This window comes from Streptomyces sp. NPDC031379 (assembly GCF_055569615.1).
In genome coordinates this window covers 48,972-64,556 of the sequence record NZ_JBVIIT010000002.1, presented here as the reverse complement: position 1 = coordinate 64,556, position 15,585 = coordinate 48,972, and the positions used below count along the sequence as shown (strand labels likewise).

The window sequence follows — 15,585 nt, the reverse complement described above, 5'->3', positions numbered from 1 at the left end:
CATGTCCCACCGACACACGCGGGCACCAGGGTGTGGATGCGCGGGCGCACAGTCTGCCGGAAGTGCCGTCCAGGGGCGAGAGCGGCGGTGCGTGCGGTCCGCGGCCCGCTGTCGGTGGGGTGCGGCAGGATGGGGTGAATGAGCGAGCAGAGGCCTGCCGGGGAGACCCGTGAGGAGTACGCGGACGCGCTGCCGGAGTACGCCGAGCGGGTCCTGGAGGTCGCCGAGCGGATTCCGCCGGGGCGGGTCATGACATACGGCGATGTCGCCGAGTGGCTCGCCGAGGGGGGCCCGCGCCAGGTCGGCCGGGTGATGGCCCTGTACGGAGGCGCCGTCCCGTGGTGGCGCGTGGTGCGTGCCGACGGTGTGCTGCTGCCCGGGCACGAGCTGCGCGCGCTCGCCCACTACCGCGCGGAGGGCACGCCGCTGAAGGAGGCCGGCAGGAGCACCGAGGGGCACCTGCTCCGGCTCGACATGCGGCGGGCCCGGTGGGACGGCGGTGCGGGCACGGAGGGTCACATCTGACAGCTTCCGCCATCGGATGCCGCCACGGAGGGCTTGTGGCCCGTACGGGGGACGGAGGGGACGTCCGTGGCATGACGTACGTTCGTGGGGTGTGGGACTCGCGTGGCGCGAGGGCCGCGAGGGAAGAAGCGGAAGTTCTGCTTCCGCCCGGAGCGGCGGCGTAGCGTCGGCTGCACGTGTCCCCCTCACCCCGCGGCCACCGCCTCGCACGCGTGACCGCCCGCCCGCCAGCACGACCACCAGGACCGGCCGATCACGTGAGCTCCTCTTCCTCCACCAGGCGCCTGCCGCACCCCCAGGTGCGGCAGGGGAGCCGTGGCGCTTACCGACTGGTCCGTACCCCGCCGGCCATCGTGGACCCCCCTCGTCTGGACGCTGCCCAGCGCGCCGTGGTTGACCACCGGTCCGGACCACTGCTCGTCCTCGCGGGTCCGGGCACCGGCAAGACCACCACCCTGGTCGAGTCCGTGGCCGCGCGGATCGCCCGCGGTGGGGACCCGGAGCGGATCCTGGTGCTGACCTTCAGCCGCAAGGCCGCCGTCGACCTGCGCGACCGCATGGCCGTGCGCATGGGCGCCGCCCGCGCCCCCCGGGCGACCACGTTCCACTCGTACTGCTACGCACTGGTCCGCGCGCACCAGGACAGCGGCCTGTTCACCGAGCCGCTGCGCCTGCTCTCGGGCCCCGAGCAGGACGTCACCGTCCGCGAGCTGCTCGCCGGCCAGCCCGAGCTGGAGCGGCTCGGGCTGGCCCACGCACGCTGGCCGGACGAGTTGCGCGCCTGCCTGACCACGCGCGGCTTCGCGGGCGAGGTCCGCGCGGTCCTCGCCCGCAGCCGCGAGCTGGGCCTCGGCCCCGACGCGCTGGACGCCTTCGCCCGCCGCATCGGCCGCCCCGACTGGCGGGCGGCCGCCGCGTTCCTCGCCGAATACCTCGACGTGCTCGACATGCAGGGGGTGATCGACTACGCCGAACTCGTCCACCGCGCGGTCCTGCTCGCCCACCGCCCCGAGGCGGCCGCGCGGCTCGCCGCCCGGTACGACGCCGTGTACGTCGACGAGTACCAGGACACGGACCCCGCCCAGGTACGGCTCCTGCACGCGCTGGCCGGCGGCGGGCGCACCCTGGTCGCCTTCGGCGATCCCGACCAGTCGATCTACGCCTTCCGGGGCGCGGACGTGAACGGCATCCTGGACTTCCCGGCCGTCTTCCCGCGCGTCGACGGCCGCCCCGCCCCCGTCGAGGTGCTGCGCACCTCCCGCCGCTCCGGCGCCGACCTGCTGTCCGCGACCCGCCTGATCACCCAGCGCATGCCGCTGCGCAGGCTGCCCGCCGACAAGGTGCGCGCCCATCGCGAGCCGGCCGCCGTACGGGACGGCGGCCGCGTCGAGGTCTACACGTACCCGACGCCCGGTACGGAACTGGACAACATCGCGGACATCCTGCGCCGCGCGCACCTGGAGGACGGTGTCCCCTGGAGCGACATGGCCGTTCTGGTGCGCGCCGGAGCCCGCGCCCTGCCGACCCTCCGCCGCGCCCTCACCACGGCCGGGGTCCCGCTGGACATCGACGGCGACGACCTGCCCCTGCGGCACGAGCCGGCGGTGGCACCGCTGCTGGCGGCCCTGCGGGCGGTGGCCACGGCGGAGGCACGGCACCGCGAGGAAGAGCCCACCGCGCTCGCCGTGACGGGTGAACCATCCGCGGAAGAGGCCGCGGGTGAACCGTCCGCGGAAGAGGCCGCGGGTGAACCGTCCGCGGAAGAGGCCGTGGGTGAACCGTCCGCCGGAGGAGCAGAGGCCTGGCCGTCCGTCGGAGAGGCTGCGGGTGAACCGTCCGCCGGAGGAGCAGGGGTCGGACCGTCCGTCGGAGAGGCTGCGGATGGGCCGTCCGTCGAAGGAGCAGAGGCCGGGTCGTCCGCCGGAGAGGCTGCGGCTGGATCGTCCGTCGGCGGAGCAGAGGCCGGACCGTCCGTCGAGGAGGCTGCGGCTGAAGGCGCCGGAGGGCGGGCCCCGGACACCTCCTGGCTCGACACCGAGACCGCCCTCACCCTGCTCGTCTCCCCGCTCGCCGGCATGGACACCGCCGACCTGCGCCGTCTCGGGCGGGCCCTGCGCGAGGAGGAGCGGGCCGCCGGCGATCCGCTGCCGCCCCCGTCCGACGAACTGCTCGCACGTGCCCTCGCCGAGCCCGAACGCCTGGCCGTGCACGACCCGGCCTACGCGCGCGGGGCACAGCGCCTCGGCGCACTGCTCCGCAAGGCCCGCGAGCGCCTCGCGGGCGGCGGCACGGCCGAGGAGGCGCTGTGGGACCTGTGGTCGGGCACCCCGTGGCCCACGCGCCTGGAGCGGGCCGCCCGGCGCGGCGGCGCCGCCGGCCGCAACGCCGACCGGGACCTGGACGCCGTGTGCGCCCTGTTCGCCACCGCCGCGCGCGCGGAGGAACGCACCGGCGGCCGCGGCACCCTGAACTTCCTGGCCGAGATCGAGGCCGAGGACATCGCCGCCGACACGCTCGCACGCCGCGTCGTACGCCCCGACGCCGTCCGGCTGATGACCGCGCACCGCTCCAAGGGCCTGGAGTGGCGGCTGGTCGTCGTCGCCGGAGTCCAGGAAGGGCTGTGGCCCGACCTGCGCCGCCGGGGTTCGCTGCTGGAGGCCGACCGCATCGGCCGCGACGGACTCGCCGAACCGCTCACCCCCGGAGCGCTGCTCGCCGAGGAGCGCCGCCTGTTCTACGTGGCCGCCACACGCGCGCGCGAGCGCCTCGTCGTCACCGCGGTCAAGGCACCGGCCGACGACGGCGACCAGCCCTCCCGGTTCCTCACGGAACTGGGCGTCGAGCCGAAGGACGTCACCGGGCGCCCCCGCCGCCCGCTGTCGGTCGCCGCGCTCGTCGCCGAGCTGCGCGCCACCACCGTCGACCCGCGGGTGTCCGCCGCCCTGCGCGAGGCCGCCGCCCGCCGCCTGGCCCGGCTGGCCGCGCTCGCCGACGAGGACGGCCGCCCCCTGGTGCCGTCCGCACACCCCTACCGCTGGTGGGGCATGTTCGAGCCGACCGAGAGCAAGGTGCCGCTGCGCCACCGGGACCAGCCCGTGGTGCTCTCCGGCAGCGCCCTCGACCAGCTCGCCAACACCTGTGCGCTGCAGTGGTTCCTCGGGCGCGAGGTGAAGGCCGACGCGCCCGCCACCACCGCGCAGGGCTTCGGCAACGTCGTCCACGTCCTCGCCGACGAGGTCGCCTCCGGACGCACCCCGGCCGACCTCGACGTCCTCATGGAACGCCTGGACTCGGTGTGGAACGCGCTCGCCTTCGACGCCCCCTGGAAGTCGGAGCAGGAGAAGGGCAACGCGCGCGTGGCGCTCGAACGCTTCCTGAACTGGCATGTGCTGGACCGCACCGGCCGCACCCCCGTGGTCAGCGAGCACGACTTCGATGTCACCCTCGATGCGGGCGACTACGAGATCCGCATCCGCGGCCAGATGGACCGCGTGGAGACGGACGCGGACGGCCGTGCCTACGTGGTCGACTTCAAGACCGGCAAACAGGCGCCGAGCGCCGCCGAAGTGGCCCGCCACCCCCAGCTCGCCGTCTACCAGCTCGCCGTCGGCGAAGGCGCCGTCGACGCGGCCTTCGACGGCGTACGCCCGGAACCCGGCGGCGCCGAACTGGTGCACCTCAGGCAGGGCGCCGCCAAGCGGGACGGAGGCGAGAGCCTGCCCAAGGTGCAGAACCAGGAGCCGCCGGCGGGGGAGTGGGTCGGCGAGCTGCTGGCCACCGCTGCCGGAAAGGTCCTCGACGAGCGGTTCACGCCGAGCACCGGCCAGCACTGCACGCACTGCGCGTTCCGCGCCTCGTGCAGCGCCCGTCCTGAGGGACGCCACGTGGTCGAGTGACACGCGGCCAGGATGGGGTGACGTACGGCACTACACGTGCTGACCTGCGTTTCTTCCTCATCGGGCGGTCGAGCCGTCCTCGACTGTCAGTGCCCGCCGCTAGCCTCTTTCGACATGCCCGCCCGTATCACCGACCCCGAACAGCTCAAGGAGCTTCTCGGCATCCCGTTCACCCCGGAGCAGACGGCCTGCATCACCGCGCCGCCCGCCCCGCAGGTGATCGTGGCCGGAGCCGGGTCGGGCAAGACCACCGTGATGGCGGCCCGCGTGGTCTGGCTGGTCGGCACCGGACAGGTCGCCCCCGAACAGGTCCTCGGCCTGACCTTCACCAACAAGGCCGCCGGTGAGCTGGCCGAACGCGTCCGCAAGGCGCTGATCAAGGCCGGCGTCACCGATCCGGACGCCCTCCCGTCGCCCGGCCACCACCCCCCGACGACGGCGCTCGGCGCCGACACCCCCTGGTCGGACCCGGACAACCCGCCGGGCGAACCGGTCATATCGACGTACCACGCCTTCGCCGGACGCCTGCTGACCGACCACGGTCTGCGGCTCGGCCTGGAGCCCACCTCCCGCCTCCTGGCCGACGCCACCCGCTACCAGCTCGCCGCGCGCGTGCTGCGCGAGGCACCCGGCCCCTACCCGGCGCTCACCCGCTCCTTCGCCGACCTCGTCAGCGACCTGCTCACCCTCGACTCCGAACTCGCCGAACACCTCGTCGACCCCGAGGAACTGCGCGCCTGGGACGCCGACCTGCTGCGCACCCTGGAGGGCGCCAAGCTCAGCAACGCCGACCTGCGCAAGGTCCCCGACACGGCCGCCGCCCGCCGGGAACTCGCCGACCTCGTCGAGCACTACCGGGCCGCCAAACGCGCGCGCGACCTGCTCGACTTCGGCGACCAGATCGCCCTGTCCGCCCGCCTCGCCCGCATCCCCGAGGTGGGGCGCCTGCTGCGCGAGGAGTTCCGCGTGGTGCTCCTGGACGAGTACCAGGACACCTCCGTGGCCCAGCGCGTCCTGCTGGCGGGCCTGTTCGGCGGTGGCACCGGCCACCCGGTCACCGCCGTCGGCGACCCCTGCCAGGCGATCTACGGATGGCGCGGCGCCTCCGTCGCCAACCTGGACGACTTCCCAACGCACTTCGCCCGCACCGACGGCCGGCCCGCCACCCGGCAGGCACTCAGCGAGAACCGCCGCAGCGGCGGCCGCCTCCTCGACCTCGCCAACGGCCTCGCCGAGCCGCTGCGCGCCATGCACGCGGGCGTGGAGGCCCTCCGCCCGGCCCCCGGCGCCGAGCGCGACGGCACGGTCCGCTGCGCCCTGCTGCGCACCCACGCGGAGGAGATCGACTGGATCGCCGACTCCCTCGCCCACCTCGTACGCACGGGCACGGCCCCCGGCGAGATCGCCGTACTGTGCCGCACCGCGACCGACTTCGCCGAGATCCAGGGCGCCCTCGTGGCCCGTGACATCCCCGTCGAAGTGGTCGGCTTGTCCGGACTGCTCCACCTGCCGGAGGTCGCCGACCTCGTCGCCGTCTGCGAGGTTCTGCAGGACCCCGGCGCCAACGCCTCCCTGGTGCGCCTGCTGACCGGACCGCGCTGGCGCATCGGCCCCCGGGACCTCGCCCTCCTCGGCCGCCGCGCCCGCCTGCTGGTCGCCCACGCGCGCGTGGGCGACACCGACGATCCGGACCGCCGGCTCGCCGCTGCCGTCGAGGGGGTCGACCCGTCCGAGGTGATCTCGCTCGCGGACGCCCTCGACACCTTCCTCGAGACGCCGACGGAGGGGGCCTTCGAGGAAGGCGCCGACGACGGGCTGCCGTTCTCCCCGGACGCCCGCGTGCGCTTCGCCCGCCTCGCCGCCGAACTGCGCGACCTGCGCCGCTCCCTGTCCGACCCGCTGATGGACGTCCTGCACCGCGTCCTCGCGGTCACCGGCCTGGAGGTGGAACTGTCGGCGTCCCCGCACGCCCTGGCCGCCCGCCGCCGCGAGACCCTCTCGAACTTCCTCGACGTCGCCGCGTCCTTCGCCGCCGGCGACGGGGAGGCCACCCTGCTCGCCTTCCTCGGCTTCCTGCGCACCGCCGCGCAGTACGAGAAGGGCCTCGACAACGCCCTGCCCGGCGGCGAGAACACCGTCAAGGTGCTCACGGCGCACAAGTCCAAGGGCCTGGAGTGGGACGTCGTGGCCGTCCCCGGACTGGTGGGCGGCACCTTCCCCAGCGCCCAGGGCCGCGAGAAGTGGACCGCGCAGGCCAAGGTGCTGCCGCACGCCCTGCGCGGTGACACCGACACCCTCCCCGACATCGACTCGTGGGACTCGCGCGGCATGAAGGCCTTCCACGAGGCCATGAAGGACCACCAGCACACCGAGGAGCTGCGCCTCGGCTACGTCACCTTCACCCGCCCCCGATCCCTGCTGCTCGGCTCCGGCCACTGGTGGGGCCCCAGCCAGAAGAAGCCGCGCGGTCCCTCCGACTTCCTGCAGGCCCTGTACGACCACTGCACCGCCGGGTACGGCGAGATCGAGGCCTGGGCGCAGGAGCCCGCCGAGGACGAGGAGAACCCGGCCCTGCACACGGCCACCGCCGACCAGGTGTGGCCGCTCCCGCTGGACGACGCCGCCCTGGCCCGCCGCCGCGCGGCCGCCGACACCGTCCTCGCCCACCTGGACGCCCTCGCCGCCCAGGGTGACGGCCACCCTCAGACCGCCCACGGCCCCGCCGCCCCCGACGACCCGGACTGGCCCGCTCCGCCGGACGACGACCTCTACGGCGAGGAGCCCTACGAGGAGGGCTTCCCCTACCCGGAGGAGGCCCCTCACGAGGAGGACTTTCCGTACGAGGACGGCACCCTCCACGACGAGGACGCCCCCTTCGAGGACGGCCCTGCCGACGAGGACGCCCCCTACCCGGACCCCCCCTACGGCGATCACGCCTTCGGCGAGGAGCCCGCGTCCGCCCGCCGGCCGACGGTCCCCCGCCAGGCACCCCCACCGCAGGACCGCCGCCCCCGGCCCGCCGAGTCGCGGCCGGACACCGCACTCACCCCCGAGGAAGCCCGCGCCGTCGCCTCCTGGGACCGCGACCTCGACGCGCTCACCGGGGAACTGCTGCGCGCCCGGCAGAGCGTCACGGACGTCCCCCTGCCCGCCACGCTGAGCGCGACCCAGCTGCTGCGGCTGGCCGAGGACCCGGACGGGCTCGCACAGGAACTCGCGCGCCCCATGCCGCGCCCTCCGCAACCGGCCGCGCGCCGGGGCACCCGGTTCCACGCCTGGGTCGAAGCCCGCTTCGAGGAATTGACCCTTCCGCTGCTCGAACCCGACGAGCTGCCCGGCAGCGACGCCGATATCGCCGACGAACGCGACCTGGAGGCCCTGAAGGAGGCCTTCGAACGCACCGAGTACGCCCGGCGCACCCCCTACCGGGTCGAGGCCCCCTTCCAGCTCACCCTCGCCGGCCGCGTCGTACGGGGCCGCATCGACGCCGTCTACCGGACCGGCGACGGGGACGAGGCGACGTACGAGATCGTCGACTGGAAGACCAGCCGCACCCGCACCGCCGACCCGCTCCAGCTCGCCGTGTACCGGCTCGCCTGGGCCGAGCAGCAGGGCGTGCCCCCCGAGTCCGTGACGGTCGCCTTCCTGTACGTGCGCAGCGGCGAGGTCGTACGCCCCGAGGGCCTGCCGGACCGGGAGGCGCTGGAGCGGTTGCTCACGGGCGAGCCCGAGAGGGCACGGGAGGCGACCTGACAGTGGCACGACGGACAGACCGAGTGTGACGAACCGCCCGCCGAGGATGCCCGCGCGGGCGGATAGGCTCGTGAGCATGAGCCAGACCCCGGACAGCGCCGTCCGTACGTACATCGAACAGCATCGCGCCGCCTTCCTCGACGACCTCGCCGCATGGCTGCGCATCCCCTCCGTATCGGCCCAGCCCGACCACGCATGCGATGTACGGCGCAGCGCCGACTGGCTCGCCGCCAAGCTCGAGGAGACCGGCTTCCCGACCGTGGAGGTCTGGCAGACCCCGGGCGCCCCGGCCGTCTTCGCCGAGTGGCCCTCGGACGACCCCGAGGCGCCCACCGTCCTCGTCTACGGCCACCACGACGTACAGCCCGCCGCCCGCGAGGACGGCTGGGACAGCGACCCCTTCGAGCCGGTCGTCCGGGAGAACCGCCTCTACGCGCGCGGGGCGGCCGACGACAAGGGCCAGGTGTTCTTCCACACACTCGGCGTCCGCGCCCACCTCGCCGCCACCGGCCGCACCACCCCGGCGGTCAACCTGAAGCTGCTGATCGAGGGCGAGGAGGAATCCGGCTCCCCGCACTTCCGCGCCCTCGTGGAGGAGCGCGCGGAACGGCTCACCGCGGACGCCGTGATCGTCTCCGACACCGGCATGTGGTCCGAGGACACCCCGACCGTGTGCACCGGCATGCGCGGCCTCGCCGAGTGCGAGATCCGCCTCCACGGCCCCGGCCAGGACATCCACTCCGGCTCCTTCGGCGGTGCCGTGCCCAACCCGGCCACCGCCGCCGCCCGCCTTGTCGCAGCCCTCCACGACGAGCACGCGCGCGTGGCGATCCCCGGCTTCTACGACGGCATCGTCGAGCTGACCGACCGGGAGCGCGAGCTGTTCGCCGAGCTGCCCTTCGACGAGGAGCGCTGGCTGCGCACCGCCAAGTCCCACGCCACCCACGGCGAGGCCGGGCACACCACGCTGGAGCGCATCTGGGCCCGCCCGACCGCCGAGGTCAACGGCATCGGCGGCGGCTATCAGGGTCCCGGCAGCAAGACGATCATCCCGTCCTCGGCGATGGTGAAGCTGTCCTTCCGGCTGGTCGCCGGCCAGGACCCCGACCTCGTCGAGAAAGCCGTCCGCGCCTGGGCCGCCGAGCAGGTCCCCGCCGGAATCCGGTACGAGATCGACTTCGGCTCGGCCACGCGCCCGTGCCTGACACCGCTCGACCACCCCGCGCTGCAGTCCGTGGTCCGCGCCATGGGCCGCGCCTTCGAGGGACCGGTCCGCTTCACCCGCGAGGGCGGCTCCGGACCCGCCGCCGACCTCCAGGAAGTCCTCGGCGCCCCCGTGCTCTTCCTGGGCATCTCCGTCCCCTCCGACGGCTGGCACGCCCCCAACGAGAAGGTCGAGCTGGACCTCCTGCTCAAGGGCGTCGAGACCAGCGCCTACCTGTGGGGCGATCTGGCCGGTGCCTGGCGTCCCACACCCTGACCGGCCGGCGCCGTACGGAAGGGCGCCGCGCGCGGGGCACACTGGTACGACGCCCCGAACGCCCCGCCCCCGCCCGGCCCGCTGCCCTCCCGCCCGATGTCCTGCCGAACCGTCCGCCGATACGAACCGCTGCACTGGGGGAGTTGGAAGCACCCGTGACCACCTGGACCGACGACACAGCAGACCGACCCATCTCGCTGACCGCCCCGAGCGGCATCGACCGCGCCGCCCACCACCGGCTGGACGAGGCCTGGCTCGCGGCGGCGTGGAGCCACCCCACGACCCGCTGCTTCGTCGTCTCCGGCGGTCAGGTGCTCATCGACGAGACCCCGGACGGCCGGACCGAACTCGTCATGACGCCGTCCTTCGAGGCCCCGCTCACCGAGGCGCACCGCTACTTCCTGGGCATCGACGAGGAAGGCGTCAGCTACTTCGCGCTCCAGAAGGACGCACTGCCCGGCCGCATCGACCAGTCCGCCCGCCCCGCGGGCCTGCGCGAGGCCGGCCTGCTGCTGTCGCCGCGCGACGCCGGGCTCATGGTGCACGCGGTGGGCCTGGAGAACTGGCAGCGCACCCACCGCTTCTGCTCCCGCTGCGGTGAACGCACGGTCATCGCCGCCGCCGGCCACATCCGCCGCTGCCCGGCCTGCGGTGCCGAGCACTACCCGCGCACCGACCCGGCCGTGATCATGGCCGTGACCGACGCGGACGACCGCATCCTGCTCGGCCGCCAGGTCCACTGGCCCGAGGGCCGCTTCTCCACGCTCGCCGGCTTCGTCGAGCCCGGTGAGTCCATCGAGCAGGCGGTGCGCCGAGAGGTCTTCGAAGAGGTCGGCGTCACCGTCGGTTCGGTCGAGTACGTCGCCAGCCAGCCGTGGCCGTTCCCGTCCAGCCTGATGCTGGGCTTCATGGCCCGCGCCACCACGACCGAGATCGACGTCGACGGCGACGAGATCCACGAGGCCCGCTGGTTCTCCCGTGAGGAACTCCACGAGGCCTTCGAGTCCGGCGAGGTCCAGCCGCCCTACGGCATCTCCATCGCGGCCCGCCTGATCGAGATGTGGTACGGCAAGCCGCTGCCGACGCGCAGCTTCGTCTGAGGCGCCGCGACAGACAGCAGGGCGGCCCCTGAGGAATCAGGGGCCGCCCTGCTGTGTGGTCACCGCGGCGAACCCGCGGAGCGTCACGCGGCGAGCTTCTGCTTCACCTGGGCCAGCGACGGGTTCGTCATCGTGGAGCCGTCGGCGAAGAGCACGGTCGGGACCGTCTGGTTTCCGCCATTGGCCTTCTCCACGAACGCCGCGGAGTCGGGGTCCTGCTCGATGTTGATCTCGGTGTAGGCGATGCCCTCCCGGTCCATCTGGCTCTTCAGCCGCCGGCAGTAGCCGCACCAAGTCGTGCTGTACATCGTCACAGTGCCCTGCATGTCTCTCGCGCTCCTCAGGCAGCTCGGAAAAGTCGTCCGGGGGAAGAACGTAAGCGACCGGCTCGCCATTCCCGCCCGGGGTATGCACCCCGGGCTGTGACACCTGCCGCATTAGTACGACTACCGGGGCCCGCCTGTGGACAACCGGCACGGCAGTCTCCGGCGACCTGGCAGCATGGCTACGTGACAGCAGCAACGCACTCCCCCCTCTTCCCGCAGGGAACCGGAGGCTCCCAGTACTCGGCCCCGCCGAGCGGCGCCGACGCGGTGCTCGACGGGCTCGACCCCGAGCAGCGCGAGGTGGCCACCGCCCTGCACGGGCCGGTGTGCGTGCTGGCCGGAGCGGGCACGGGCAAGACGCGGGCGATCACGCACCGCATCGCCTACGGGGTGCGGGCCGGGATCCTGCAGCCGTCCAGCGTGCTCGCCGTCACCTTCACCAACCGCGCCGCCGGAGAGATGCGTGGCCGGCTGCGCCAGCTCGGCGCCCACGGCGTCCAGGCCCGCACCTTCCACTCCGCCGCCCTGCGCCAGCTCCAGTACTTCTGGCCGAAAGCGATCGGTGGCAGCATGCCCCGGCTCGTCGACCGCAAGGTCCAGCTCGTCGCCGACGCGGCCGCCGCCTGCGGGACCCGGCTCGACCGGGGCGAGCTGCGGGACGTCACCGCGGAGATCGAATGGTGCAAGGTCACCCAGACCGTTCCCGCCGACTATCCGTACGCGGCTGTGAAGGCCGGTCGCGAGGCCCCGCGCGACCCGGCCGAGATCGCCCACCTCTACGCGGCCTACGAGGACCTCAAACGCGACCGCGCGGTGATCGACTTCGAGGATGTCCTGCTGCTGACCGTCGCCGTCCTCCAGGACCGCGGCGACATCGCCGAACAGGTCCGCGCGCAGTACCAGCACTTCGTCGTCGACGAGTACCAGGACGTCAGCCCCCTGCAGCAGCGGCTCCTGGAGCTGTGGCTCGGCGACCGCGACAACCTCTGCGTCGTCGGTGACGCCAGCCAGACCATCTACTCGTTCACGGGAGCAACCCCCGACCACCTCCTCGACTTCCGGTCCCGGCATCCCGGCGCCACCGTCGTGAAGCTGGTCCGTGACTACCGCTCCACCCCGCAGGTCGTCCACCTCGCCAACGGTCTGCTCGCCCAGGCCCGCGGCCGCGCCGCCGACCACCGGCTGGAACTGGTCTCCCAGCGCGCCCCGGGCCCCGAGCCCGTCCACACGGAGTACACCGACGAGCCCGCCGAGGCCGAGGGCGCCGCCCGCCGCATCCGCGAGCTGATCGACGCGGGCGTCCCGGCGGCCGAGATCGCCGTCCTGTTCCGTACGAACGCCCAGTCCGAGACCTACGAGCAGGCGCTCGCCGACGCCGGGGTCCCGTACCAGCTGCGCGGCGCCGAGCGCTTCTTCGACCGGCCCGAGGTGCGCAAGGCCGGCGTCGCGCTGCGCGGCGCGGCCCGCTTCGGCGGCAACGACTCCCTGCTGGACGGTGCCGTGGACCTGCCCTCGCAGGTGCGGGCGGTGCTGTCCGGGGAGGGCTGGACCACTCAGCCTCCGGCCGGCTCCGGTGCTGTCAGAGAGCGCTGGGAGTCCCTGGCCGCGCTGGTCAACCTCGCCCAGGACCTCACCACCGCCAGGCCCGGCGCCACCCTCGGCGACTTCGTGGCGGAGCTGGACGAGCGGGCGAGCGCCCAGCACGCCCCGACCGTCCAGGGCGTCACCCTCGCCTCCCTGCACGCCGCCAAGGGTCTGGAATGGGACGTCGTCTTCCTGGTGGGCGTCGCCGAGGGCATGCTGCCCATCACGTACGCCAAGACCGATGAGCAGATCGAGGAGGAACGCCGGCTCCTCTACGTCGGCGTGACCCGGGCCCGGGAGCGGCTCCACGTCTCCTGGGCGCTGTCCCGCTCGCCCGGCGGCCGTCCGGGCCGCCGGCCCAGCCGCTTCCTCGACGGCCTGCGCCCCGGCACCACCGCCACCGTCGGCCGCACCGGCTCGGGTGCCGGCGGAGGCGTGGAGCGCGGGGTCGCCGCGGGCACCACCGTCGTTCCCCGGCGCACCCAGCGCACCCCGGCCCGCTGCCGGGTCTGCGGTCGCACGCTGACCGACGCGGGCGAGATGAAGCTGATGCGCTGCGAGGACTGCCCGTCGGACATGGACGAAGGGCTCTACGAGCGGCTGCGGGAGTGGCGGGCGGTCCAGGCCGAGCGCAGCGGGCAGCCGGACTTCTGCGTCTTCACCGACCGGACCTTGATGGCCATCGCCGAGGCCCGGCCCGAGAGCCCCGCCGAACTCTCCCGCATCCCCGGCGTCCTCAGCCGCAAGCTACGCAGCTACGGAGCCGACGTTCTGGCCATATGCGCAGGCCAGGAGCCTGGAGAGGACGAGGAGAGGGACTGATGCGAACTCGTCGAAAAAATAGTTTGCGCATGCCCCGGCAATCCCCATAGGTTCTAGGCACGGAAGCAGCGGCCTTCTCCAAGGCCCGGATTTCGTGATGTACTTGCACATCTGAACGGGCTGGTTCACCCCAGTCCCTGAGACGCCGAGAGGAGGCGAGTCCAGTGATCAGCATCTACTTCAGCACCACCAGCACGGCCAAAATGACCGATCGCTCGGCCGTCTCCACGTGCATGCTCGGCGCCTCGAACCAGGGCACCGGTCTGTCCGGCATTCGTGCCGTCCGTCCGGCGTCCTCCCTGTCTCTCGCGGGTCTTCCCGTCCGTGAGCGCAATGAGCGACCGACCAAGGCACTGGAAGCGGTAGCGGCACAGGCACATGCCTATGCCTTTGCGGCGGCCGGTGCCGGATTCCGGAAGCAGACGACGCAGCACCACCTGATGTGGGCCTTCCGTGGGCCAGAACCCTGGAGTGATCCAGCCTGATCGCCGATCAGGCCGGCGCCTTCAGGGCCGCGGAACCCCACCCGGGATCCGCGGCCCTTCTGTTTTCCCCGAACGGGGACGACGGAGCGAAGGGGCCTCGGGACAAGAAAAGAACCCGGTACCAAGCCGACACCCGGTCAACCGGCCGGACCGACCAGACGAGGAAGACGAACCGTGCAACTCGAAGCGCACGCCCCGTCCGTACCGCCTTCACAAACGATCCCCCCGCCCGGCCTCACGGAGGACTCCACCTTGACCCCCCTCACCGCGCTCACCGCGCTCGACGACGCCATCGAGAACCTCGGCGTACCGGTCCCGTGCCGCTCCTACGACCCGGAGGTCTTCTTCGCCGAGTCGCCCGCGGACGTCGAGTACGCCAAGTCCCTCTGCCGTACCTGCCCGCTGATGGAGGCCTGCCTCGCCGGCGCCAAGGAGCGGCGTGAGCCCTGGGGCGTCTGGGGTGGCGAGCTGTTCGTCCAGGGTGTCGTCGTCGCCCGGAAGCGGCCGCGTGGTCGCCCGAGGAAGAACCCGGTCACGGCATGAACACCGCAGGAACGATCGATCGCCCCCTCACGCACGACCCCAAGAAGCAGGCCCCGATGAAGCCGTCCACCAGCGAGCCCACCGGCTCCGCGACCCCAGACTTCACCACCACCGGCGCGACCGAAGCGCGTCAGAACAGGAACCGAGAAATGCAACTCATGCAAGAAGCCCTGGCCCGTGCGCATATGCACGAGCGGCTTCATGAGGCCGTGCGCGAACGCCGGGCCATGCGCCTGGCGGTCGCCCAGCGGATGCAGCGCCGGGCCGAGCGCGCCTCGCTGCGCGCCCGCCGCGCGCTCGCCATGGCCGTCATGCAGTAACCAGCACGCCTGAGAAGCGACGGCCTCCCGGCTCAGGGAGGCGACGCCATCCCCGCGGGGGCCGGTCCGGCCGAACGGACCGGCCCCCGCGGTGCGTTGCGCACGGCGAACCGCCGGCCGCGGGGTTATCGTCGCCGGGTGACGAGTCTTCCCGGAGGCAGTGATCAGGGCGGCTCCGGCCCGGAGCGCCGCCCACTCGTCTGCGCCCGCTGCGGCACCCCGGCCGACGGCCCTCAGCCGGTCACCTGGACCTGCTCCGTGGAGAACGGCATCCGCCAGTACTTCTGCGAGAACTGCTCCAGGGAGAACCTGCGGGCGATCGAGGGCCGACTGGACTCGTCCTGGTGGTGAGCCCCCTTCCGGCGAGGGGGTGAGCCTGCCGCTACGCTGCTTTCGGAGCGGTCTGCTGGACGACGGGGGAACGGTGGCGGCACAGGACGAGCCCGAGGCACGTCTCAGGATCGAGAACAACGGCGAGGAACTGCTGGAACTCGTTCTGGAGCCGTACGGAAGCGACCACTGGCTGCTTCCCGGCGAGACGTTCGTGGTCCGGACGGTCGGCTGGTCGGACGGTGACCGTCCCTGGTCCGGGACGACGCGCGGCAACGAGCCCTTCGAGGTCGAATACCGGCCGGGGTCGGTGACGGTGCACAGCAACGGCTCCATCGGGTACGTCACCGATGTCGACGGCAACGAGATCGAGTGCGGCCACCGTCGGCCGGTCGGCCCCGGGGCCGGGTGACGCCGGGGC

Annotated in this window: 12 protein-coding genes; 11 read left to right on the top strand and 1 reads right to left on the bottom strand. The window is 73.2% G+C overall.

Going from position 1 to position 15,585, the window contains the following annotated elements:
• Positions 1-138 precede the first annotated feature (138 nt).
• The 5 genes from ACZ5CW_RS03090 to nudC all read left to right on the top strand — a co-directional run bounded on the left by ACZ5CW_RS03090 (position 139) and on the right by nudC (position 10,754).
• Entirely contained in the window at positions 139-525 is a 387-nt protein-coding gene (locus ACZ5CW_RS03090; protein WP_468597853.1) for an MGMT family protein, read from the top strand.
• A 257-nt stretch (positions 526-782) separates the two neighbouring features.
• The gene (locus ACZ5CW_RS03085; RefSeq protein ID WP_468597852.1) at positions 783-4,421 is read left to right on the top strand and encodes an ATP-dependent helicase; all 3,639 of its coding nucleotides are present in this window, start codon (positions 783-785) and stop codon (positions 4,419-4,421) included.
• 114 nt (positions 4,422-4,535) lie between these two features.
• Positions 4,536-8,174, top strand: coding sequence for an ATP-dependent helicase (locus tag ACZ5CW_RS03080; RefSeq protein ID WP_468597850.1), 3,639 nt, complete (start codon positions 4,536-4,538; stop codon positions 8,172-8,174).
• 76 nt (positions 8,175-8,250) lie between these two features.
• Positions 8,251-9,654 (top strand): dipeptidase, encoded by a 1,404-nt coding sequence (locus ACZ5CW_RS03075; RefSeq protein ID WP_468597849.1) that lies wholly within the window; start codon positions 8,251-8,253, stop codon positions 9,652-9,654.
• Between the two features lie 155 nt (positions 9,655-9,809).
• Positions 9,810-10,754: an NAD(+) diphosphatase gene (gene nudC / locus ACZ5CW_RS03070; protein ID WP_468597848.1), complete on the top strand. Its 945-nt coding sequence runs from the start codon at positions 9,810-9,812 to the stop codon at positions 10,752-10,754.
• A gap of 83 nt (positions 10,755-10,837) precedes the next feature.
• Here nudC and ACZ5CW_RS03065 read toward each other — a convergent pair whose 3' ends face one another.
• A complete protein-coding gene (locus ACZ5CW_RS03065; RefSeq protein WP_468597846.1) occupies positions 10,838-11,080 on the bottom strand; it encodes a mycoredoxin in 243 nt (80 codons plus the stop codon).
• 96 nt (positions 11,081-11,176) lie between these two features.
• On the opposite strand from ACZ5CW_RS03065, the gene ACZ5CW_RS03060 reads away from it, so the two are divergent.
• The 6 genes from ACZ5CW_RS03060 to ACZ5CW_RS03035 all read left to right on the top strand — a co-directional run bounded on the left by ACZ5CW_RS03060 (position 11,177) and on the right by ACZ5CW_RS03035 (position 15,576).
• A complete protein-coding gene (locus tag ACZ5CW_RS03060; RefSeq protein WP_468597845.1) occupies positions 11,177-13,486 on the top strand; it encodes an ATP-dependent DNA helicase UvrD2 in 2,310 nt (769 codons plus the stop codon).
• A 164-nt stretch (positions 13,487-13,650) separates the two neighbouring features.
• Positions 13,651-13,971, top strand: a complete 321-nt coding sequence (locus tag ACZ5CW_RS03055) for a hypothetical protein (RefSeq protein ID WP_468597843.1) — start codon at positions 13,651-13,653, stop codon at positions 13,969-13,971.
• A 174-nt stretch (positions 13,972-14,145) separates the two neighbouring features.
• Entirely contained in the window at positions 14,146-14,514 is a 369-nt protein-coding gene (locus ACZ5CW_RS03050; protein WP_103817702.1) for a WhiB family transcriptional regulator, read from the top strand.
• Positions 14,511-14,834, top strand: a complete 324-nt coding sequence (locus tag ACZ5CW_RS03045) for a hypothetical protein (RefSeq protein WP_468597841.1) — start codon at positions 14,511-14,513, stop codon at positions 14,832-14,834. Before ACZ5CW_RS03050 ends, ACZ5CW_RS03045 begins: the two co-directional genes overlap by 4 nt.
• A gap of 138 nt (positions 14,835-14,972) precedes the next feature.
• The gene (locus ACZ5CW_RS03040; protein ID WP_468597839.1) at positions 14,973-15,185 is read left to right on the top strand and encodes a hypothetical protein; all 213 of its coding nucleotides are present in this window, start codon (positions 14,973-14,975) and stop codon (positions 15,183-15,185) included.
• A 73-nt stretch (positions 15,186-15,258) separates the two neighbouring features.
• Positions 15,259-15,576, top strand: a complete 318-nt coding sequence (locus ACZ5CW_RS03035) for a hypothetical protein (protein ID WP_468597838.1) — start codon at positions 15,259-15,261, stop codon at positions 15,574-15,576.
• Positions 15,577-15,585: the final 9 nt, after the last annotated feature.